Below are 19,468 nucleotides of genomic sequence, written 5' to 3' on the forward strand. Positions count from 1 at the left end.
CCCGCACCGGAGGCGCCGCCCGGCTCACGTGCCGCGCGACAGGACCATCCCCAGCGTGAGCAGTCCCAGCACGACCCAGCCGAACCACAGCCAGCCGTTGCTTCCGAGCGTCACCGAGTAGGCCGTCACCATGACCAGGCCGCCGATGGTGAACCCACCCATGGTCTTCGTGGAACCGGGCATCGCTCCGCCTCCTCCCGGCAGCCCGCCGCGCCTGCGCGCCGGGACCGCGGTCCGAAGACCATCGTCACCCGCGATGCCCCGTCCGCGCTAGCGTCCGCGTGCGGCCAGTGAGGCCAGGTAGGCGTTGTAGGCCTCCAGCTCCTTGTCGCCGTCGCGGTCGGCGGCGCGGTCCTTGCGCCGGGCCTCGCGGTCCTCGGAGCGGCGCCACTGGAAGAGCAGGGCGACCAGGACCACCACGGAGGGGATCTCGCTGAACGCCCAGGCGATGCCGCCCGCCGCCTCCTGGTCGGCCAGGGCGTCGATGCCGAGGGAGGCCGGCGGGTGCATGTAGGTGCCGACCATCGGCTGCGTCGCCATCATCAGCGCGATGCCGAAGAACGCGTGGAACGGCATGCCCGCGAACAGCTCCAGCATCCGCATCACATAGCCGGGCCGGTGCGGGCCGGGGTCGACGCCCATGATCGGCCAGAAGAAGACCAGGCCGACGGCGAGGAAGTGCACCATCATCCCGATGTGGCCCGCCTTGGAGCCCATCAGCGTGTCGAAGAGCGGCGTGAAGTAGAGCGCGTACAGGCTCGCGATGAACAGCGGGATCGTGAACGCGGGGTGCGTGATGATCCGCATGTACCGGCTGTGCAGCAGCCACAGCAGCCACTCGCGGGGGCCCTTGTGGCCGCGGCCCGCCGCGGGCAGGGCGCGCAGGGCCAGCGTGATCGGGGCGCCGAGTAGCAGCAGGATCGGCGACAGCATGCTGATCACCATGTGCTGCACCATGTGCACGCTGAACATGACCATGCCGTAGTCATTGAGCTTGGTGCACATCACGAGCAGGACGGTGAGCACCCCGAGCCCGAAGGCGACCGTGCGCCCCACCGGCCACTTGTCGCCCCGCCGCACCAGCCGCACCACACCCCATCCGTACAGGGCGAAGCCCACCAGGCCGCCGATGAGGAAGAAGGGGTCGGCGGAGATCTCCAGGCCTCGCCCCAGCGTGAACGGCGGCAGATCCATGTTCATGCCGTGCCCGCTGTGATCCATCCGGTGTCTCCTGATTCATGCGGATTGTGCGACGTGTGTCGGCACCAGAGTAGAACCGCCCCCGGCCGCAGACGCGACCGGGGGCGAGTAGGACGACGGGCGACGGACCTACAGCACGCACTCCGCCTCCGCGTACCGCTCGTCGGGCACGGTCTTCAGGGTCTCGACGGCCTCCGCGAGCGGCACCATGGTGATGTCGGTGCCGCGCAGCGCCGTCATCCCGCCGAACTCGCCGCGGTGGGCGGCCTCCACCGCGTGCCAGCCGAAGCGCGTCGCGAGGACGCGGTCGTACGCGGTCGGGGTGCCGCCGCGCTGCACGTGCCCGAGGATGACCGGACGGGCCTCCTTGCCGAGGCGCTGCTCCAGTTCGAGGGAGAGCTGCCGGGCGATGCCGGCGAACCGCTCGTGGCCGTAGACGTCCTTGCCGCCCACGTCGAACTCCATGGAGCCCTCGCGGGGCTTGGCGCCCTCGGCGGCCACGACGATCGCGAACTTCTTGCCCGCCGAGAAGCGCTCGCCGACCTTCGCGGCCAGCTCCTCGATGTCGAAGGGGCGCTCGGGCACGACGATGGCGTGCGCGCCCGCCGCCATTCCGGAGTGCAGGGCGATCCAGCCGGTGTGCCGGCCCATGACCTCGACGATGAGGACGCGCTGGTGCGACTCGGCGGTGGTCTTCAGGCGGTCGAGCGCCTCGGTCGCCACGCCCACGGCGGTGTCGAAGCCGAAGGTGACGTCGGTGACGGCGATGTCGTTGTCGATGGTCTTGGGCACGCCGACGATGGGCAGGCCCGCGTCCGAGAGCAGCCGGGCCGCCTTCAGCGTGCCCTCGCCGCCGATCGGGATGATCGCGTCGAGGCCGAGGTCGGCGACGTGGCCCTTGGCCCGCTCCACGCCGTCACGCAGGTGCGCGGGCTGTACTCGCGAGGAGCCGAGGATCGTCCCGCCGCGGGCGAGGATGCCGCCCACCGCGTCGAGGTCGAGCTTGCGGTAGTCGCACTCCAGGAGACCTTTCCAGCCGTCGTGGAAGCCGATGACCTCGTCCCCGTGGTCCGCCACCGCGCGGTGCACGACGGAGCGGATGACGGCGTTCAGGCCGGGGCAGTCGCCGCCGGAGGTCAGGACACCAATGCGCATAGCCCGGAATACCTTTGCAACGTGGGCCGATGACCGGACCACGCCGTCCGGCTGAATTCCCGCCACCCTATAGGCGGCGGGGGGCCGGACCGCATCAGGCGTCCGAGGGCTGGACGCCCCCGCTCACATGTGCGGGCGGGGCGTCAGGCGGGCCCTCCTCCCGGAGCCTTCGACCGGCTCAGGCGGGCTGCTGGGCGGAGGCGATGCGCTCGGAGCGCAGCGCCTCGTACCACCGGTCGTCCGTGGGCGGCAGCGCGTTCACGTCGAGGGCCAGCTTGAGCAGCAGGTCCGCGATCAGCGGGTTGCGGGCGAGGACCGGGCCGTGCATGTACGTGCCGAAGACCGTGCCGTTGTACGCGCCCTCGGTGCCGTCGCCCGTGCCGTTGCCCCGGCCGAGCGTGACGCGGGCGAAGGGGCGGGCCGCGGGGCCCACGTGGGTGATGCCCTGGTGGTTCTCGAAGCCCGTCAGCGGCGGCAGGCCGAGCTGCGGGTCGATGTCGGCGAGGACGTCACCGACGCACCGCTCGCCCTCGCCGCGGGTGGAGACCACGTCGAGCAGGCCGAGGCCCGGCTCGCGCTGACCGAGGTCGTTGATGAACTCGTTGCCGAGGATCTGGTAGCCGGCGCAGACCGAGAAGACGATCGCGCCGTTGCCCACGGCCCGCTGGAGGCCGCCGTCGCGGCGCAGCCGCTCGGCCGCGAGCCGCTGCGGCCGGTCCTCGCCGCCGCCGATCAGGTAGATGTCGCCGGAGGTGGGCACCGGCTGGTCGCTGCGCACGTCGTAGCGCTCGACCTGGAGGCCGCGCTGGCGGGCGCGGCGCTCCACCACCAGGGCGTTGCCCTGGTCTCCGTACGTGCTCAGCAGGTCGGGGTAGACCCACACCAGCCGCAGGCTGTTGTCACTCATGCTCATTCGTCCCTACGAGTTCTGTGAAGGGCCAAGGGGGCCGGTGGGTCAGTTGCCGACGCGGCGGCGCAGGTCCTGGAACGCGGTGTAGTTCGCGATCGTCTCGATGCGTCCGGGCGGGGCGAGCTGCACCGCCTCGTCGACGGTCTCGCAGACCCGGAAGTCCAGGCCCGCGACCTCCAGGCGCACCGCGAGGTCCAGCTTGCGGTCGCCGAGAACGAAGATCGGGTGACCGGCGAGGCGGGTGTAGTCGACGTCCCAGAGCCAGGAGGTGTCCGTGCCGTCCGCGCCGCGGGCGTTCACCGAGAGGATCACCGGGGTCGGCGGCGGGTCGATCAGCGAGAACGTCTCCAGCCAGCCCGCGGGGTTCTTCGCGAGCAGCAGCCGCAGGTCGCGGCCCTGGAACTGCACGACGTCATAGCGTCCCGCGACGGCCTGCACCTGGTACATCCGCTCCAGGGCGACCTGCGGCGGCACCCCGAAGACGGCGGCGACGGCGGCCGACGAGGTGGCGTTGGCCTTGTTGGCGCGGCCGGGGAGCTGCAGGTGGATGGGCCACGCCGAGCCGTGCGGGTCGAGGACGTGGTCACCGGAGAGCACCCAGCTCGGGGCGGGACGGCGGAAGCCGCACTCGCCGCAGAACCAGTCGTCGCCGGGGCGCTGCATGACGCCACCGCAGGACGGGCAGGACCAGGCGTCGTCCTTCCACTCCTGACCCGCGGCCACCCACACCACGTTCGGCGAGGAGGAGGCCGCCCAGACGACCAGCGGGTCGTCGGCGTTGGCGACGACCACGGCCTTGGAGCCGGACAGGCCCTCGCGCCACTTCTCGGCGAGCATGCGGGTCTCCGCGGCGCGGTCGAGCTGGTCGCGCGAGAGGTTCAGGAGCGCGATGGCCTTCGGGTCCACGTCACGGGCGACACCCGCGAGGTACTTCTCGTCGACCTCGATCACGCCGTACTTGGCGTCGGAGCCGCCGGCGAGCGCCGAGGTGATGCCCGCGGGCATGTTCGCGCCCAGGGCGTTGGACACGACGGGGCCGCTGGCCCGCAGAGCCTCCGCGATCAGGCGTGTGGTGGTCGTCTTGCCGTTGGTGGCCGACACGAGGACGACGTCCAGGTGTGTGGCGAGCCGACCGAGCAGCTCGGGGTCGAGCCGGAGCGCGACCTTGCCGCCGATCACCGATCCGCTGCCGCGGCCGGCCGCGCGCGACACCGCCGCGGCCGCCTTGCCCGCCGTCACGGCCAGCTTGGCCCGCGGCGACAGCGGGTCCGTGTTGCCTGACATCTGTCGAGATCCTCCTTGCGTACGGCGCCGCGCCTGCCCGGCATCGTTTCTCTGCTCAGCCTATCGAGATCCACCGACAAGCCTGCACCGCGGCACCACCTCGGTGCCGCTCGTCCCCATGGACCGTACTCTTGCCGCCATGCGACACGGCTCGATCCCGGGCGCCTCGGGGCGCGTACGACCTCTGACCCTGCTCGGTGACCCCGTGCTCCACGCGGCCTGCGAGGAGGTCACCGACTTCGGGCCCGGCCTCGCGCGTCTGGTCGAGGACATGTTCGCGACGATGTACGTGGCCCAGGGGGTGGGCCTGGCGGCGAACCAGATCGGCGTCGGAAAGCGCGTGTTCGTGTACGACTGCCCGGACGACGATGACATCCGTCACCTCGGGCACGTGGTCAACCCCCGTCTCGTCGAGGCCGACGGCGAGACGGTGCGCGGCCCCGAGGGCTGTCTCTCGCTGCCGGGCCTCGAAGCGGGCACGCCGCGCTTCGACCACGCGGTGGTCGAGGGGGTCGACCTGCGCGGTGAGCCGGTCGAGGTGCACGGGACGGGCTGGTTCGCGCGCTGCCTCCAGCACGAGTGCGACCACCTGGAGGGCTCGGTCTACACCGACCGCGTCACCGGCTGGCGCCGCCGCAGGGTGCTGCGGGCCGCCGCGCGGGCGTCCTGGAACACGGCCTGACGCCCCGCGTCGACACGGGCTCTCAGAATCCGGGGCCGCCCACGCGGTTGCCCGCCGCGGCCAGCCGGCCCCAGAGCAGATCGGCCAGGCTGCGCACCAACTGGGCGCGTGGGCAGGGGCGTTCGCCGAGCCACCAGTCGCCCGCGGCGTGCATCATGCCGACGATGCCGTGCCCCCAGACGCGGGCGAGCTGCGCGCTCTCCGGGCCGAGGTCGACGCGCTCCTCGATGACCTCGGCCAGCTCCTCGCCGAGGCGGCGCAGCAGGGGCGCGGAGTGCACGCCGACGTCGAAGCCCTGGTCGCCGGGGGAGGGTGCCTCCGAGGGGTGCATCAGGAAGCGGTAGACCTGGGGGCGCGCCTCGATCGCCGCGAGGTAGGTGTCGAGGGTCGCCTCGACGCGCTCCCTGCGTTCGGCCGGGGCGTCGAGCGCGGCGCGCAGGGCTTCGAGCAGCGCGTCCGTGTGCCGCTTGGCGAGCGCGGCGTAGAGGCCGCCCTTGTCGCCGAAGTGGCGGTAGAGGATCGGCTTGGTGATGCCGGCCTCCGCCGCGATGGCGTTCATCGAGGCGCCCGGTCCGTCGCGCAGCACCACCCGGTCCGCGGCTTCGAGCAGCTCGCGCCGACGGCGCTCGGCGGACCGCTGCTGGTCGGTCCGCTGAGTGGTCTCCATGGTTTCTCCCCGCCCGTGCTGATTCGGTGACGCACGCGCAACGTAACACTCCGAGCGCCCTGCGCATCGAACGGGCTGTCGGTGGTTGACATCGGCTACTGGCCGGTAACACACTTCCGTTACCGCAAGTAACGTGGCAGTTGATCGCAGGTCCTGGAGGGGTCATGGCCGAGTTCACCATGGAGCTCAACGACGAACAGAAGGAGGTCCGGGACTGGCTCCACGGATTCGCCGCCGAGGTGATCCGCCCCGCGGCCGCCGAATGGGACGAGCGCGAGGAGACTCCCTGGCCCATCATCCAGGAAGCGGCGAAGCTCGGGATCTATTCGCTGGATTTCTACGCCCAGCAGTTCTTCGACCCCACGGGACTCGGCATCCCGATGGCCACCGAGGAGATCTTCTGGGGTGACGCCGGCATCGGCCTGTCCATCATGGGCACCGGTCTCGCCGCCGTCGGCGTGCTCGCCAACGGCACCGAGGAGCAGATCGGCACCTGGATACCCCAGATGTACGGCGACGTGAACGACGTCAAGGTCGCCGCCTTCTGCTCCTCCGAGCCCGACGCCGGATCGGACGTGGCCGCCATGCGCACCCGCGCCGTCTACGACGAGGCCAAGGACGAGTGGGTCCTCAACGGCACCAAGACCTGGGCGACCAACGGCGGCATAGCCAACGTCCACGTCGTCGTCGCGGTCGTCGACCCCGACCTGGGCTCGAAGGGCCACGCCTCCTTCGTCGTCCCGCCCGCCACCCCCGGCCTCTCGCAGGGCCAGAAGTTCAAGAAGCACGGCATCCGCGCCTCGCACACCGCCGAGGTCGTCCTTGAGGACGTGCGGATTCCCGGCCACTGCCTGCTCGGCGGCAAGGACAAGCTGGACGAGCGCCTGGCACGCGCGCGTGAGCGCGCCAGGAGCGGCGGCGAACGCGTCAAGAACGCCGCGATGGCCACCTTCGAGGCGTCCCGCCCCGCCGTCGGCGCCATGGCGGTGGGCACGGCGCGCGCCGCGTACGAGGAGGCCCTGGAGTACGCAAGGACACGCACCCAGTTCGGCCGCCCGATCATCGACAACCAGGGCGTCGCCTTCCAGCTCGCCGACATGCGCACGCAGATCGACGCGGCCCGCCTGCTCGTGTGGCGCGCCTCCTGGATGGCGAGCACCGGCAAGAAGTTCGAGTCGGCCGAGGGCTCCATGTCCAAGCTGTACGCGAGCGAGGTCGCCAAGAAGGTCACCGCACAGGCCGTGCAGATCCTCGGCGGCAACGGCTTCACGCGCGAGTACCCGGTGGAGCGCATGCACCGCGACGCCGCGATCTACACCATCTTCGAGGGCACGAGCGAGATCCAGCGCCTGGTCATCGCCCGCACGCTGTCGGGGATGCCCATCCGCTAGACCCGGGGCCCTCAGGGCCGGTGGACGTACGGGGTCGTCGTGCACAGGGTGGTGAAGCCGAGGCGGTCGAGGATCGGGCGGCTGTCGTCGGAGGCGTCGACCTGGAGGTAGCGGTAGCCGCGCTCGGCCGCGATGCGGGCGCGGTGAGCCACCGTCGCGCGGTAGATGCCCCGGCCGCGCCACTCCGGGGCGGTGCCGCCGCCCCAGAGGCCCGCGAAGTCGGTGCCGGGGCGGAACTCGACGCGGGCGCCGCAGACCGGCCGGTCGCCGGCCAGGGCGACCACGGCGACGATGTCGTCGGGGGTCTCGGCGAGCCGGGCGAGGACCCGTCGGCCGAGCCGCTCGCTCAGGGCCGCGTCGGCGGGGCCGAACGCCGCGAGGTGCGCCTGCGACATCAGCCGGGCGCCCGCCTCGTCCGTCACCTCCACCAGTCGTACGCCGGCGGGCAGTTCGGGACCGGCGGGCAGGCCGTCGGCCTCTGCGGCCATCACGGTCTCCGTGGGCTCGGCCACGAATCCGGCCGCGAGGAGACGCCGGGCGAGGTCGTCGGGGCGGTCGTAGGAGTGCAGCTTCCACTCGAACTCGCGGCCCGCCGCGGTGAAGTGGCGCACCTGCTCCGCGATCACCGCGTCGGCGGTCGTCGCGTCCACGTCCGACCACAGGACGCCGTTCCAGTCCTGCTCGGAGCCGGTCTGCCGGACGACGCCACCGCCCCGCTCGACCCGCGCCCCCGGGCTCTCGCTCCGCGCGTCGCGCCTGATCTGCCGGTCGTAGGCGGCGAGTACCGCTGCGTGGTCCATGAGGGGCACTTCAGCAGGGGAGCCGTCGCGCGGCAAACGGTTTTCGGCCGCCGGGACGTCGGCTCAGGCGTGCCAGTGGCAGCGGAGCGCCGCGGCGGAGAAACCGGGGCCGAAGGCCACGACGACGCCGCGCGCGTCGGCGGCGGGGGGCGCCGCGTGCGTGCGCTCGATGACGCGGAGGATGCTGACCCCGCCGAGGTTGCCCTCGTCGGCCAGGGTGTCCGTGGAGTGCCGCGCCGCGTGGTCGTCGAGGCCGAGCGCGGCGGCGGTGTCGGAGATGATCCGCAGACTGCCCGGGTGGATGGCGGCGAAGTCCACCTGCTCCGGGCCGACCCACTCGGTGAGCGCGGGCAGTACGTCGTCGGCGGCCGTCAGGGCCTTCTTGGTCGAGTCGAAGTGGAACCCGTCGGGGGAGATCCGGCCCCGCTGCCGGTCCACGCTGTCCGGCAGCACGTACTCGAAGGAGTCCTCGATCGCGAGCCCCGGGCCGAGCGGGCTGCCGCTGACGACCGCGGCGGCGGCGGAGTCCCCGAACAGCGCCTTGTAGATCATCGACTCGATGCCCGTGTCGGAGTGGTGGTAGACGCTGGAGATGACCTCGGCGGCGACCACGAGGACCTTGCTGCCGGGCCGGGCGGCGACCATGTCGGCGGCCCGCATCAGGCAGTGGGTGCCGCCGGGGCAGGCCAGCGTGGTCAGGGCGACGCGGCGGACCGTGGGGCGCAGACCGAGCCGGGCGATGAGGTGGACGTCGAGGTTGGGGACGGACCAGCCCGTGCTGTGCGTGGTGACGATCGCGTCGATGTCGTGCGCCGCGAGACCGGCGGTCCGGAGAGCTGCCGAGGCGGCGCGTTCGGACATGTCGAGGGCGTCCGCGAAGGCGGCACGGGCGCGTTCGCCGATGTCGGCCGTGCCCGAGACGGTGGGGGCGTTGAGGGGGCGGGTGAAGTTCCGGGTGTGCACGCCGCAGTTCTCGATGACGCGGAGGATCGCCCGGAGCCGGGGGTGGCCCGCGTGGTGGGCGCGGATGTCGTCGGCTATCTCCGCGGTGGTGACCTTGTGATCCCCGACGACGGTCTGCGGTCTGGAGACGTGAGCGGGCACGGGGCGACTCCCATGGGGCCGTAAGGACGTTCGGGTGCGGCACAACGTACTTCACCGTCACGAACGCGTCTTCCCACGTGAGCAAGGATTCCCGGCAGGGACGGGGCGTGCTCAGGCCCGCAGCATGGGCGCACGCCGGTGCGAGCGGAACTCTCCGGGATGGAACACGAGGATCATGAGACGGGCGCCGGGCGCCGTCATGGGCTGGGCCGTGCACATGGTGACCCAGCCGGGGCCCAGGTCGGGGTGGAGCAGGGGGCGCTCGTCGCCGTCGGGGTGGGGATGGGAGACGCCCGTGCGGTAGAGGGCCGAGGTCTCGGGGTCGGCGAGCACCTCCTTCTCGATCTGGCAGAGGGTGTCGTCGTCGGGCCTGGAGGCGAGCGCGGCCCGGAGCTGGGGCAGCACCATGGGCGCCCACGAGGAGTGCCAGTCCATCAGGGCGCGGCGGCCGTCGGGGTCCAGGACCATCCAGCGCATCACGTTCGCGGGAACGTTTCCGTCGGGGAACATCGCGGCCAGCGGCTTGTTGTGGGCGAGCATGTCCCAGGAGGCGTCGGTCACGTAGGCCATGTGGGATATCCCGTCGACCGCTTCCTGCCACACCCCGGGGACCTCCTTGCCGGAGGAGAGGTGCAGCGGTCCCGGCGGGTCCTGGAGCAGTGCGTAGCGGTTGAGGGAGACCCACTCCTGCTCGTTCAGGCCGAAGAGGCGCGCCACGTCACGGAGGAGGGTGGTGGGCGCGTTGGGGTAGTTGCCGGATTCGAGACGGTGGTACGTGCCGAAGGTGCGGTGCAGCAACTGGTCGACCTGGTGCTGGGAAAGTCCGGGCGCGCGCCGGCCCTGACCGCTGGGCCGGGAGAAGCCGTGCGATTCGGGGGCAATGAGGGCGCGTCGTTCGCGGAGCAGTGCGCGGAGCGCCGTCTTGTTCATGGTGGGTAATCCCTCTTGTACACGCCGAGTTGGAGCATCAGCAGTCTAAATATTCGCAACTTCTTTGGGAGTAAACATTGCCCGAAGAAAACGATCAGACGCTGCGGCATCATGGTGGGCGCGACCTCGCCGACCTGCACCTTCGATCGTCGGCGCGTGCGCATGCACAACTGTGGGGTGTCTTGTCCGGGGAGCCAGAGAATGGCTGAAATTCCCCGGCGCCGGGTACCCCCGGGGCCTTCCGGGTCGATCCGGGAAGTGTGCGGAACGGTTGTTCGTATTCCGCTCCATGTGAGTGGAAACAGGGCAAGCGGGGAACCGCACAGTACTTCTTCCCGTACCGGCTCCATGGGTCCGCCGGCTGCGGTCGGTGCCGTCACTCGCCATTACGTAGCGGCCACGGTACCGACCGCCCGCGGCTGTTCCCGTTCTCTCGTCCCGGGCGGAAGGGATGCCTGTCGTCTCAGGCGGTGGCGATCCGCTCCTCGGCCCGCGCCAGGATCTCCGTGACGCGCAGTCCGAACCGGACGTCGCGCGGGTCGGGCGTACCGGTCCGCACGGCCGAGAGCAGTGCGTCGATCGCGTTGCCGATGGCCTTGTCGGAGCGCTCCCACGACGGCATGACGAAGACGCCGTTCTCACCGCGCAGCTCCACGGTCAGGCCCGCGCCCTTCTCCGGCGCCGTCAGGCTGAGCGCCGCCGTGCTGGACGCGCCGCTCGTGTGCCGCAGGATCAGGTGGACCGTGTCACCGGGGCCCCGGGCCGCCGTCACCTCGCTCACGTCGCCGAGGACCGGCATCAGCATCGACAGCGCGTGCGGACCCACGTCCCACAGGCCGCCCCTGCTCTCCCGCCAGGGAGAGGGGAACAGGGTGTTCCCCTCGGGCGTGTAGAAGGAGCCGTACCAGTCGGCGCGACCCGTGTACCAGCCGTCCGTGGCGCGCTGCTCGTCGAGCCAGGCCGAGGTCACGTCGTCGAAGCGCAGCGTGAAGAAGACCACGGAGGCCACTCCCGCGCGCTCGGCCGCCTGCGCGAGCCGGCGCCCGGCCTCGGGCGTCGTGGCCACCGGCTTGTCGAGGAGCAGATGGCAGCCCGCGGCGGCGGCCCGCGCGGCGAGCGGGGCCTGTACGTCCGGCGGTACCGCGAACGCCACGGCGTCACTGGCCGCGAACAGCGCGTCGGCGTCCTCGTACGCGGAGGTGCCGTGGGCGGCGGCGAGCGTGGCCGCCGCCTCGGGCCTGCGGCCCCATACGCCGCTGAAGTCGATGTCGGGGTGCTTGGCCAGAGCGGGGGCGTGTGTGGCGGTGGCCCAGGGGCCGGTGCCGACCAGGCCGATGCGGAGTCGGTTCATGCGCCGCAGTATGACCGAAGCCGTTCGAACACAGCTCTCCGGCCGCCCACGAAGCTTCCGGACGGGAGCCGATGCCGGCCACGTGCGTACGGTTCGGGCCGCCGGAGCGGGGCGGGTGACGCCGGGCCGGCGCGGCGGCGCTCCGGCGGCATGCACACGGGGCACATGCCACCTTCCCATGCCGCGGAACCCACCGGTGAATTGCCATTCACTCGCCCGGTGAATTCGGATTCACCGCGGCGCGCGAGGAGCGCGCGCTCGCGCGGCGGGTTCGGCGCCGGGTGCGGCCGTCGCGGACCCTCGGCCGGAGCGTGCGCGGCGCGGCCGTCACGGCCGGGCCCGTCGCGTGCGCCGGAGCCTTGGCCATACCCTCGGAGGCGGCTCGCGAAGAGGCGCGGGCGCCCGGCGCGAGCGGCGGGCCCGCCCGCGAGACGGCCCTTGGAAGGAACGTGAGCGTGACGGTGGGGACGAGGGACGCCGCCACATCGGCGGACGGACCGGCGGGGACGGGCACAAGTGGCCGCAGGGGCGCCGAGGCGTCCAAGGCCGCCATCATCCGCGCCGCCAGGCATCTGCTCGCGCGGCACGCGCACGGGGACATCACCCTCAAGGCGGTGGCCGAACGGGCCGGGGTCAGCGCCCCGCTGGTCCTGAAGTACTTCGGCAACAAGGACGCCCTGTTCTCGCACGTCATGTCCTTCGAGGCGGACGCCCCGGCCCTCCTCGACGCACCGCTCGCGGAACTCGGCCGCCACATGGTCCGCCACCTGCTGACCGGCCAGGCCGAGCGCGGGACCGACCCCCTCCTGCGCATCGTCTTCGCCCCGCTGCACGGGGAGCGGGGCGACGTCCTGCGCGCCGACTTCCGCGCCCAGGTGGTCGAGCGGCTCGGCGAACGCCTCACGGGGGCGGACGCGGGGCTCCGGGCCGAGCTGGCCGTGGGCATGCTGATCGGTCTGGGCGTGATGTACGGCGTCGCCCGCGGCCCCCGCCTGCGCGAAGCGGCCATCGCCGACATCACCGACCGCTACGCGCCCGGCGTGCAGGCCCTTCTGACCCCCGGGTGACCGGTTCGGGGGTCGGACAGGCAGGCCGTGCCGCGCATCGTTGACAAGTCTTTGCCCATGGCCGGAATGCATTCTTCCGCGAAGGTACGGCCGGCGAACCCGCGGGGTGGGCGGCCGGAGCCGGGTCCCGCCCGGTCTCCGGGTCCGGCTGAGGGCGGCCGGAATCATGGCGGTGACCCCGGGGCCCGCGGTCGTGCGGTGTTGACGGGACGCCAGGGGCGGCGCACGCTCACCGCATAGGTGTTAATTACATCTAGTTCGGCAACGCGGGAGGAAGCGCATGTGTGGCATCACCGGCTGGGTCTCCTTCGAACGGGACCTGACGGCCGCGTCGAGCACCCTGGACGCCATGACGGAGACGATGTCCTGCCGCGGTCCCGACGACCGGGGCACCTGGGCCGGCGGGCCCGCGGCCCTCGGGCACCGCCGGCTCGCGATCATCGATCTGCCGGGTGGCCGCCAGCCCATGACCGCCGAGACGCCGGCCGGCACCGTCGCCCTCGTCTACTCGGGCGAGACCTACAACTACACCGAGCTGCGGCGCGAACTGACCGGCCGCGGGCACCGCTTCACCACGGAGTCCGACACCGAGGTCGTGCTGCGCGGCTACCTGGAATGGGGCGAGGCCCTCGCCGAGCGGCTCAACGGCATGTACGCCTTCGCCGTCTGGGACGCCCGGCACGACAAGCTGGTCATGGTCCGCGACCGCATGGGCATCAAGCCCTTCTACTGCTACGAGACGCCGGACGGCGTCCTCTTCGGCTCCGAGCCCAAGGCGATCCTCGCCAACCCGCTGGCCCGCCGCCGGGTCGGCGTCGACGGGCTGCGCGAGCTGTTCGCCATGGTCAAGACGCCGGGGCACGCGGTGTGGGACGGCATGCGCGAGGTCGAGCCCGGCACCGTCGTCACGGTCGACCGCTCGGGGCTGCGCCGGCACGTCTACTGGGAGCTGGAGACCCGGCCCCACCCCGACGGCCGCGAGGCGTCCGTCGCCAGGGTGCGTGAGCTCCTGGAGGACATCGTGCGCCGCCAGCTCGTCTCGGACGTGCCGCGCTGCACCCTGCTCTCCGGCGGTCTCGACTCCTCGGCGATGACGATGCTCGCCGCGCGGCAGCTCGCCGAGAAGGGCGAGACGGTGCGCAGCTTCGCCGTCGACTTCGCCGGGCAGACCGACAACTTCGTCGCCGACGCGCTGCGGAGCACCCCCGACACCCCGTACGTGCACGACGTCGCGGCGGCGGCGGGCACCGAGCACCGCGACATCGTCCTCGACTCCCACGCCCTCGCCGACCCCGACGTGCGCGCCGAGATGATCCGCGCACGCGACATCCCGACGGGCTTCGGCGACATGGACGCCTCCCTCTACCTCCTCTTCCGCGCCATCCGCGAGCACTCCACGGTCGCGCTCTCCGGGGAGTCCGCGGACGAGGTCTTCGGCGGCTATCTGCAGTTCTTCGACGAGAGCGCGCGCACGGGCGACACCTTCCCCTGGCTGGTGCGGTTCGCCGACCACTTCGGGGACGAGTCCGGTGTGCTGCGCCGCGACCTGACCGCCGCGCTCGATCTGCCCGCGTACGTCAAGGACAGCTACGCGACGGCCGTCGACGGCATCCGGCGGCTCGACGGAGAGAGCGACTTCGAGTACCGCATGCGCGAGATCTGCCATCTGCACCTGACCCGCTTCGTGCGCATCCTGCTCGACCGCAAGGACCGCGCCAGCATGGCCGTCGGGCTTGAGGTGCGGGTGCCGTTCTGCGACCACCGGCTCGTCGAGTACGTCTACAACACGCCCTGGGCGCTGAAGTCGTTCGACGGCAGGGAGAAGAGCCTGCTGCGCGAGGCGACCGCGGACGTGCTGCCCCGGTCCGTGTACGACCGGGTCAAGAGCCCCTATCCCTCGACGCAGGACCCCGCGTACGGCGTCGCCCTGCAAGGGCACGTCAAGGATCTCCTCGCCACGCCCGGACATCCGGTCTTCGACCTGGTGGACAGGGAGCGGGCGGCCCGCGCCGCAGCGCGGGAGGCGCCGCAGATCACCCAGGCCTCGCGGCGCGACCTGGAGAGCACCCTGGATCTCGCGCTCTGGCTCGACCTCTACCGGCCGGACCTGGCGCTCTCCTGATCCCGCGGGGTTCACTCGCCGGGCTCGGCGGCCGCCGCGAGCGTGTCGAGGAACCGCCGGAGTGCCGGCGTCCCGTCGGCCCCGAGCCCCCGCTCGACCGGCGGCACGGACGCCCCGCGCCGGGCGTCCGCCGCCCGGCAGGGGACCGGCCGCCCCTCGGCGGGGACGGTCACCGCGCGGCGTATGTACTCGGCGACCGGCACCCCGAGCCCGTCCGCGCGCCGCAGGACCGTGGCGTACTCCTCGGGCGTGAACAAGACCTGCACAGGCTTGGCACCGTTCATGCGCGCATGATGCCGCTCGGGCCCGTGGGGCGCGGCGGGGTCGGCACATCCGTCCCCGAAGGCGTGAAAACCGCGGAAGGCCGGGACAGGGGGAGGCCGACCGGTGCTGCTCCGCTGCGGCGCGGCGGCGAGAGGCGGCGCCGGAAAGGAGAAGTGGCCCCGACCGGACGGGGGAATCTCGGTCGGGGCCTCTTCATGTTCAATGATAAACCATCCGGAGAGTGTCCTGGTGCGCGGCCCGATCAGGGTGCCGGGCCGGACGTGCCGCCTAACGCACGAGCATGGTCACCGACGCCGTGACGCCCACGACGACGATGAAGCCGCGCATCGCGACCGGCGGCAGGCGGCGGCCGTAGCGGGCGCCGACGAGCCCGCCGACCGTGGACCCCGCGGCGATGATCCCGGCGATCGTCCAGTCGATGTCCGCCACGAGGATGAAGACGACGGCGGCGACACTGTTCACGAGGGAGGCGAGGACGTTCTTGGCGGCGTTCAGACGCTGCAGGTCGTCCAGGATGAACGCGCCGAAGAGGCCCATGAGCAGCACGCCCTGGGCCGCCCCGAAGTAGCCGCCGTAGACGCCGGTGGCGAGGACGCCGCACCACATCGGGACGCCGCCGTCCTGCCTGCCGTTGCTGCCCCGCTCCTTCAGCCGCCGGTTCAGCCACGGCTGGAGCACCACCAGGACGCAGGCGGTCAGGATCAGTACGGGGACCACCGCCTGGAAGGCGTCGGCGGGCAGCCGGAGCAGGAGCAGCGCGCCGATCAGGCCCCCGATGAGGGAGGCCGCGCCGAACCGCACGAGACGCCGGGCCTGCCCCTTCATCTCGCGCCGGTAGCCGTACGCGGCGCTGAGTGTGCCCGGCACGAGGCCCAGGTTGTTCGACACGTTGGCCAGCACCGGCGGACAGCCGAAGGCCAGCAGGGTCGGGAACGTGATCAGGGTGCCGGAGCCGACCACCGCGTTGATCCCGCCGGCCGCGATCCCGGCGGCTCCGACCGCCACCATTTCGAGCGCTTCCACAGAACACCCTTCCGCCCGGCCCAAGTCCGGTTCTCCGGGGCCCGGGCCCCGGGTCGACGCCCGTCGCCGGGTCGCCGCCCGGACCTGTGCCGATCTTCCGGCACGGCCAAAACCCAAGTCAATCCTCGGGTTTGCTTGCGGTGACCCAAGGGATAACTTCATCCCTCGTGACCCTCGACGATCTCCGCGTCTTCGTGGCCGTGTGCCGCGCGGGCAGCCTCAGCGCCGTCGCCCGTGACCTCGCCTGTACGCAGTCGGCCGTGAGCCAGCACGTCAAACGTCTGGAGAAGGAGTGCGGCGTCGGCCTCCTGGAGCGGCACGCCCGTGGTGTCGTGCCGACGTCCGCGGGCCGCCTCCTCGCGGCGGCGGCCTCCGACGGGATCGGCGGCATCGACCTCGCCGTGCGCCGCCTGCGGGAGCAGGCGAGCGGGGACGGCGGCACCGTGCGGGTGACCACCGGGGCCACCAGCGTGCGGCACTTCATGACCGAGGCCGTCGTCGGATTCAGGGAGCGCCATCCGCGGGCCGGCCTGGAGTTCCAGACCATGAGTTCGAGCAGCGGCTGCTTCGACGCGCTCGCCGCCGACGACCTCGACCTGGCCTGGATCACCCTCGGCGAGCACGTGCGCGGCATCGAGCAGCGGCCCGTCGTGGCGCTGCCGTGGGTCCTCGCCGTGCGCCCCGGCGATCCGCTCGCCGACCGGCCGTGCGTCGAGCTCGGCGAGCTGGCCACCGCGCAGCTCATCACGCCACCGGCCCACTCGACCTCGCGCGCCCAGCTCGACCGGCGGCTCGCGGAGGCGGGCGTGGAACTGCCCGAGGTCACGAGCGTCGCCGACTGGGACACCGCCGTCCTCCTCGCGGAGCTGGGCCTCGGCCATGCCGTGGTGCCCGCACTGCCCGGCGAGGCCGCCGGGGACGTGCGCATGATCCCCGTGCCGGGGCTGCCCCCGCTGACGGTGGGCTGGGCGGTGCGCCGCTGGGACGCGCTCACCCCGCTGGCCCGCGCCTTCGCCGACACCGTGGCCGAGCACTGCGCCACGCCGGGCCGGGTTCCATCCTCAGGTCCGGCGCCGGGCCGCGGAAGGACATCGGGACGACGAACGGCACACAGGCGGTACGGGCCACCACCCTGACGGTGGCGAAGGACGGCAGCGGGCAGTACCGCAGCGTCCAGAAGGCCGTCGACGCCGTCCCCGCGGGCAACACCGCGCCCGTCGTCATCCGGATCGCGCCCGGCACCTACCGCGAGACGGTCGAGGTTCCGTCGAACAAGCCGCACATCACGATGGTGAGGACGGGCGGCAGCCGCAGGGACACGCTCATCGTCGAGGGCCACGCCTCCGGGACGACCAAGCCGGGCGGCGGCACCTACGGCACCAGCGGCAGCGCGACCGTCGCCGTGGAGGCCGACGACTTCACGGCCCGCGACCTCTCCGTCTCCAACGACTTCGACGAGGCCGCGCACCAGCAGCTCGACGGTCAGTCGACGGCGACGTGTCCGCCGGGAGCTTCTACCTCGGCCGCCCCTGGCACGCGGGCGGTGACGCGAGCCTCGACCCGCAGACCACCGTCCGCGGCACCACCCTCGGCGCCGCGATCAGGAAGACCCCCTGGACGGATATGGGCGGCTTCTCCTGGAAGGACGACCGCTTCGCCGAGTACGCGAACAAGGGACCGGGCGCGGGCGGCCCGGGCACCGACCGCCCGCACCTGAGCGACGCCCAGGCCGCGGACCAGGAGACCGCGGACTGGCTCGGCGGCTGGAAGCCCGCCGGCTGACCCGACGCGTACGTGACTCAGCCCAGGTGGACGGGGGCCACGCCGTCGGCCGCCTCCTGGGCTCTGGCGTTGACGGCGAGCGCGGTGACCACGAGGCCCGCGAGGAACATGACGCCCGCGGCGACGAACGCCAGCGTGTAGCCGTGGGTCAGGGCGTCGGCGGCGTCGGCCACCAGGCCCTGGTCCTTGGTGGCGACGCCGCGGTAGAACGAGGCGGCGGCGTCGGGCAGCCTGTCGTTCGCCGCCGAGGTCGCGATGGTCGACAGGACGGCGAGGCCGAGCGCGCCGCCGATCTGCTGGGCGGTGTTGAGCAGCGCGGAGGCGATGCCCGTCTCCTGGTGCTCGACACCGCTGACGGCGCCGAGGGTCATGGGCACGAAGCCCATGCCGAGGCCGAGCGCGGTCACGAACATCGCCGGCATGAGGTGTCCGGCGTACGAGGAGTCCGGCGTCAGCGTCGCGAACCAGAACATGCCGATCGCGGCCACGAGCAGCCCGGGGCCGGCTATCAGCCGGGGAGCGACGCGGGTGATCAGCTTGGAGCTGAGGGTGGCCGCGATGCCCATGCCGAGGCTGAACGGCAGGTTGGCGAAACCGGTCTTGACCGCGCTGTAGCCGAGGATCAGCTGCATGTAGAGGGTCAGGAAGTAGAAGGTCGCCATCATGCCGGCGCCGATGAACAGCATCGTGGCGTACGAGCCGGAGCGGTTGCGGTCCTTGAAGAGGCGCAGCGGCATCATCGGGTGCCCGGTGCGGCTCTGGATGAGCAGGAAGGCGCTGAGCAGCACGGCGGCGACGACGAAGCAGGTCAGGGTGAGCGTGTCGGTCCAGCCGTGCTCGCCGCCCCGCGTGATGCCGTAGACCAGGGCGATCAGACCGCCGGTGCCCGTGATGGTGCCGGGCAGGTCGAGGCGGCCCTGGTGGCGCTCGGCCTCGACGAGGGTCCTGGTGCCCGCGAGGACGGCCAGGCCGATGGGGATGTTCACGAAGAACACCCACCGCCAGTCGAGGGCGTCGGTCAGGATGCCGCCGAGCAGCAGCCCGACGGTGGCACCGATGCCGGCCATGGCGGCGTAGACCCCCATGGCCTTGTTGCGCGGCTTGCCCTCGGGGAAGGTCGTGGCGATCAGGGACAGGGCGCTGGGCGCGGCGACGGCCGCGCCGACTCCTTGGAGGATGCGCGCGCCGATGAGCAGGCCCTCGTTCGGGGCGAGCCCGCCGAGCAGGGACGCCAGGGTGAACAGGGCGATGCCCACCTGGAACATCCGGCGCCGTCCGAAGAGGTCGCCCGCGCGCCCGCCGAGCAGCAGCAGTCCGCCGAAGGCCAGGGCGTACGAGTTGACGATCCACGCCAGGTTGGCGTCGGAGACGCCGAGGGCGGTCTGGATGCTGGGCAGGGCGATGTTGGTGATCGTGCCGTCCAGGACCACCATCAGCTGGGCCGCGGCGATCACGAACAGGGCGAGGCCGAGGTGCCGGCGCGGTGGCGCGCCGGCGGTGCCCGCCGGTGCGGGGGCGGTGACAGCGGGGCTGTCAGCAGACATGGGAGAACTCCAGGGCGAGGCGTGGACGTATTTCTCCGGAATTCCGGAGAGGGAAGTCTTGGTGAACCGCTTCGAGCGACGGTCGCACCGCAATGCAATCCGAGCGGCGCGGCGCTGGGAATGCGGCCTGGGCTCGGGACGAGTGAATACTTTAGCACCCGATAAGGGCTG

General features: G+C 72.2%; 18 protein-coding genes and 1 pseudogene. 6 read left to right on the forward strand and 13 right to left on the reverse strand.

The window, feature by feature from the left end; genetic code table 11:
* Nucleotides 1–24: 24 nt before the first annotated feature.
* The 5 genes from AB0I16_RS12915 to AB0I16_RS12935 form a co-directional block, all read right to left on the reverse strand.
* Complete coding sequence (locus tag AB0I16_RS12915; RefSeq protein WP_363249379.1) at nt 25–183, reverse strand: hypothetical protein; 159 nt, start codon at nt 181–183, stop codon at nt 25–27.
* Between the two features lie 87 nt (nt 184–270).
* The gene (locus tag AB0I16_RS12920; protein WP_363249381.1) at nt 271–1,221 is read right to left on the reverse strand and encodes a cytochrome c oxidase assembly protein; all 951 of its coding nucleotides are present in this window, start codon (nt 1,219–1,221) and stop codon (nt 271–273) included.
* Nucleotides 1,222–1,329: 108 nt separating this feature from the next.
* Entirely contained in the window at nt 1,330–2,355 is a 1,026-nt protein-coding gene (locus AB0I16_RS12925; protein WP_363249382.1) for a 6-phosphofructokinase, read from the reverse strand.
* Nucleotides 2,356–2,533: 178 nt separating this feature from the next.
* Nucleotides 2,534–3,262 (reverse strand): glutamine amidotransferase, encoded by a 729-nt coding sequence (locus AB0I16_RS12930; RefSeq protein ID WP_363249383.1) that lies wholly within the window; start codon nt 3,260–3,262, stop codon nt 2,534–2,536.
* A 48-nt stretch (nt 3,263–3,310) separates the two neighbouring features.
* Nucleotides 3,311–4,549, reverse strand: a complete 1,239-nt coding sequence (locus AB0I16_RS12935) for a MurT ligase domain-containing protein (protein ID WP_062775844.1) — start codon at nt 4,547–4,549, stop codon at nt 3,311–3,313.
* A gap of 139 nt (nt 4,550–4,688) precedes the next feature.
* Here AB0I16_RS12935 and def point away from each other — a divergent pair, with 139 nt between their 5' ends.
* A complete protein-coding gene (def, locus tag AB0I16_RS12940) occupies nt 4,689–5,231 on the forward strand; it encodes a peptide deformylase (RefSeq protein ID WP_363249384.1) in 543 nt (180 codons plus the stop codon).
* 22 nt (nt 5,232–5,253) lie between these two features.
* Here the strand turns inward: def and AB0I16_RS12945 are convergent, their stop codons facing one another.
* On the reverse strand, nt 5,254–5,898 hold the full coding sequence (locus AB0I16_RS12945) for a TetR family transcriptional regulator (RefSeq protein WP_363249385.1): 645 nt from the start codon (nt 5,896–5,898) through the stop codon (nt 5,254–5,256).
* A gap of 164 nt (nt 5,899–6,062) precedes the next feature.
* On the opposite strand from AB0I16_RS12945, the gene AB0I16_RS12950 reads away from it, so the two are divergent.
* Nucleotides 6,063–7,289, forward strand: coding sequence for an acyl-CoA dehydrogenase family protein (locus tag AB0I16_RS12950; RefSeq protein WP_363249386.1), 1,227 nt, complete (start codon nt 6,063–6,065; stop codon nt 7,287–7,289).
* 11 nt (nt 7,290–7,300) lie between these two features.
* On the opposite strand, the gene AB0I16_RS12955 is transcribed toward AB0I16_RS12950, so the two are convergent.
* The 4 genes from AB0I16_RS12955 to AB0I16_RS12970 all read right to left on the reverse strand — a co-directional run bounded on the left by AB0I16_RS12955 (nt 7,301) and on the right by AB0I16_RS12970 (nt 11,474).
* Nucleotides 7,301–8,089, reverse strand: coding sequence for a GNAT family N-acetyltransferase (locus AB0I16_RS12955; RefSeq protein ID WP_363249387.1), 789 nt, complete (start codon nt 8,087–8,089; stop codon nt 7,301–7,303).
* A 63-nt stretch (nt 8,090–8,152) separates the two neighbouring features.
* Nucleotides 8,153–9,193, reverse strand: a complete 1,041-nt coding sequence (locus AB0I16_RS12960) for a PhlD (RefSeq protein ID WP_363249388.1) — start codon at nt 9,191–9,193, stop codon at nt 8,153–8,155.
* A gap of 111 nt (nt 9,194–9,304) precedes the next feature.
* Nucleotides 9,305–10,123, reverse strand: a complete 819-nt coding sequence (locus AB0I16_RS12965; RefSeq protein ID WP_363249389.1) for a helix-turn-helix domain-containing protein — start codon at nt 10,121–10,123, stop codon at nt 9,305–9,307.
* A gap of 463 nt (nt 10,124–10,586) precedes the next feature.
* Entirely contained in the window at nt 10,587–11,474 is an 888-nt protein-coding gene (locus AB0I16_RS12970) for a Gfo/Idh/MocA family oxidoreductase (RefSeq protein WP_363249390.1), read from the reverse strand.
* Nucleotides 11,475–11,935: 461 nt separating this feature from the next.
* Here AB0I16_RS12970 and AB0I16_RS12975 point away from each other — a divergent pair, with 461 nt between their 5' ends.
* Both AB0I16_RS12975 and asnB read left to right on the forward strand, forming a co-directional pair.
* A complete protein-coding gene (locus AB0I16_RS12975; RefSeq protein ID WP_363249414.1) occupies nt 11,936–12,541 on the forward strand; it encodes a TetR family transcriptional regulator in 606 nt (201 codons plus the stop codon).
* Between the two features lie 280 nt (nt 12,542–12,821).
* A complete protein-coding gene (gene asnB / locus AB0I16_RS12980; protein ID WP_363249391.1) occupies nt 12,822–14,663 on the forward strand; it encodes an asparagine synthase (glutamine-hydrolyzing) in 1,842 nt (613 codons plus the stop codon).
* Between the two features lie 11 nt (nt 14,664–14,674).
* Here asnB and AB0I16_RS12985 read toward each other — a convergent pair whose 3' ends face one another.
* Together AB0I16_RS12985 and AB0I16_RS12990 are read right to left on the reverse strand one after the other, a co-directional pair.
* Nucleotides 14,675–14,947, reverse strand: coding sequence for a hypothetical protein (locus AB0I16_RS12985; RefSeq protein WP_363249392.1), 273 nt, complete (start codon nt 14,945–14,947; stop codon nt 14,675–14,677).
* Nucleotides 14,948–15,215: 268 nt separating this feature from the next.
* On the reverse strand, nt 15,216–15,971 hold the full coding sequence (locus AB0I16_RS12990) for a sulfite exporter TauE/SafE family protein (protein WP_363249393.1): 756 nt from the start codon (nt 15,969–15,971) through the stop codon (nt 15,216–15,218).
* Between the two features lie 167 nt (nt 15,972–16,138).
* Here AB0I16_RS12990 and AB0I16_RS12995 point away from each other — a divergent pair, with 167 nt between their 5' ends.
* Together AB0I16_RS12995 and AB0I16_RS13000 are read left to right on the forward strand one after the other, a co-directional pair.
* Complete coding sequence (locus tag AB0I16_RS12995; protein ID WP_363249394.1) at nt 16,139–17,107, forward strand: LysR family transcriptional regulator; 969 nt, start codon at nt 16,139–16,141, stop codon at nt 17,105–17,107.
* Nucleotides 17,026–17,753 (forward strand): annotated as a pseudogene (locus tag AB0I16_RS13000) (pectinesterase family protein); the annotation flags it as partial. The gene AB0I16_RS12995 and the pseudogene AB0I16_RS13000, both read left to right, overlap by 82 nt.
* A gap of 17 nt (nt 17,754–17,770) precedes the next feature.
* On the opposite strand, the gene AB0I16_RS13005 reads toward AB0I16_RS13000, so the two are convergent.
* On the reverse strand, nt 17,771–19,297 hold the full coding sequence (locus AB0I16_RS13005) for a DHA2 family efflux MFS transporter permease subunit (RefSeq protein ID WP_363249395.1): 1,527 nt from the start codon (nt 19,295–19,297) through the stop codon (nt 17,771–17,773).
* Nucleotides 19,298–19,468: the final 171 nt, after the last annotated feature.

This window comes from Streptomyces sp. NPDC050703, assembly GCF_040654435.1.
In the GTDB taxonomy this organism is placed as follows: Bacteria; Actinomycetota; Actinomycetes; order Streptomycetales; family Streptomycetaceae; genus Streptomyces.

Bases quoted from the DNA above. Each gene is read 5' to 3' on its own strand.
- AB0I16_RS12920 (WP_363249381.1), bottom strand. From the start codon at position 1,221: ATGGATCACAGCGGGCACGGCATGAACATGGATCTGCCGCCGTTCACG.
- AB0I16_RS12925 (WP_363249382.1), bottom strand. From the start codon at position 2,355: ATGCGCATTGGTGTCCTGACCTCCGGCGGCGACTGCCCCGGCCTGAAC.
- AB0I16_RS12965 (WP_363249389.1), bottom strand. From the start codon at position 10,123: ATGAACAAGACGGCGCTCCGCGCACTGCTCCGCGAACGACGCGCCCTC.
- AB0I16_RS12970 (WP_363249390.1), bottom strand. From the start codon at position 11,474: ATGAACCGACTCCGCATCGGCCTGGTCGGCACCGGCCCCTGGGCCACC.
- AB0I16_RS12955 (WP_363249387.1), bottom strand. From the start codon at position 8,089: ATGGACCACGCAGCGGTACTCGCCGCCTACGACCGGCAGATCAGGCGC.
- AB0I16_RS12985 (WP_363249392.1), bottom strand. From the start codon at position 14,947: ATGAACGGTGCCAAGCCTGTGCAGGTCTTGTTCACGCCCGAGGAGTAC.
- AB0I16_RS13005 (WP_363249395.1), bottom strand. From the start codon at position 19,297: ATGTCTGCTGACAGCCCCGCTGTCACCGCCCCCGCACCGGCGGGCACC.
- AB0I16_RS12945 (WP_363249385.1), bottom strand. From the start codon at position 5,898: ATGGAGACCACTCAGCGGACCGACCAGCAGCGGTCCGCCGAGCGCCGT.
- AB0I16_RS12930 (WP_363249383.1), bottom strand. From the start codon at position 3,262: ATGAGTGACAACAGCCTGCGGCTGGTGTGGGTCTACCCCGACCTGCTG.
- AB0I16_RS12915 (WP_363249379.1), bottom strand. From the start codon at position 183: ATGCCCGGTTCCACGAAGACCATGGGTGGGTTCACCATCGGCGGCCTG.
- def (WP_363249384.1), top strand. From the start codon at position 4,689: ATGCGACACGGCTCGATCCCGGGCGCCTCGGGGCGCGTACGACCTCTG.
- AB0I16_RS12935 (WP_062775844.1), bottom strand. From the start codon at position 4,549: ATGTCAGGCAACACGGACCCGCTGTCGCCGCGGGCCAAGCTGGCCGTG.
- AB0I16_RS12950 (WP_363249386.1), top strand. From the start codon at position 6,063: ATGGCCGAGTTCACCATGGAGCTCAACGACGAACAGAAGGAGGTCCGG.
- asnB (WP_363249391.1), top strand. From the start codon at position 12,822: ATGTGTGGCATCACCGGCTGGGTCTCCTTCGAACGGGACCTGACGGCC.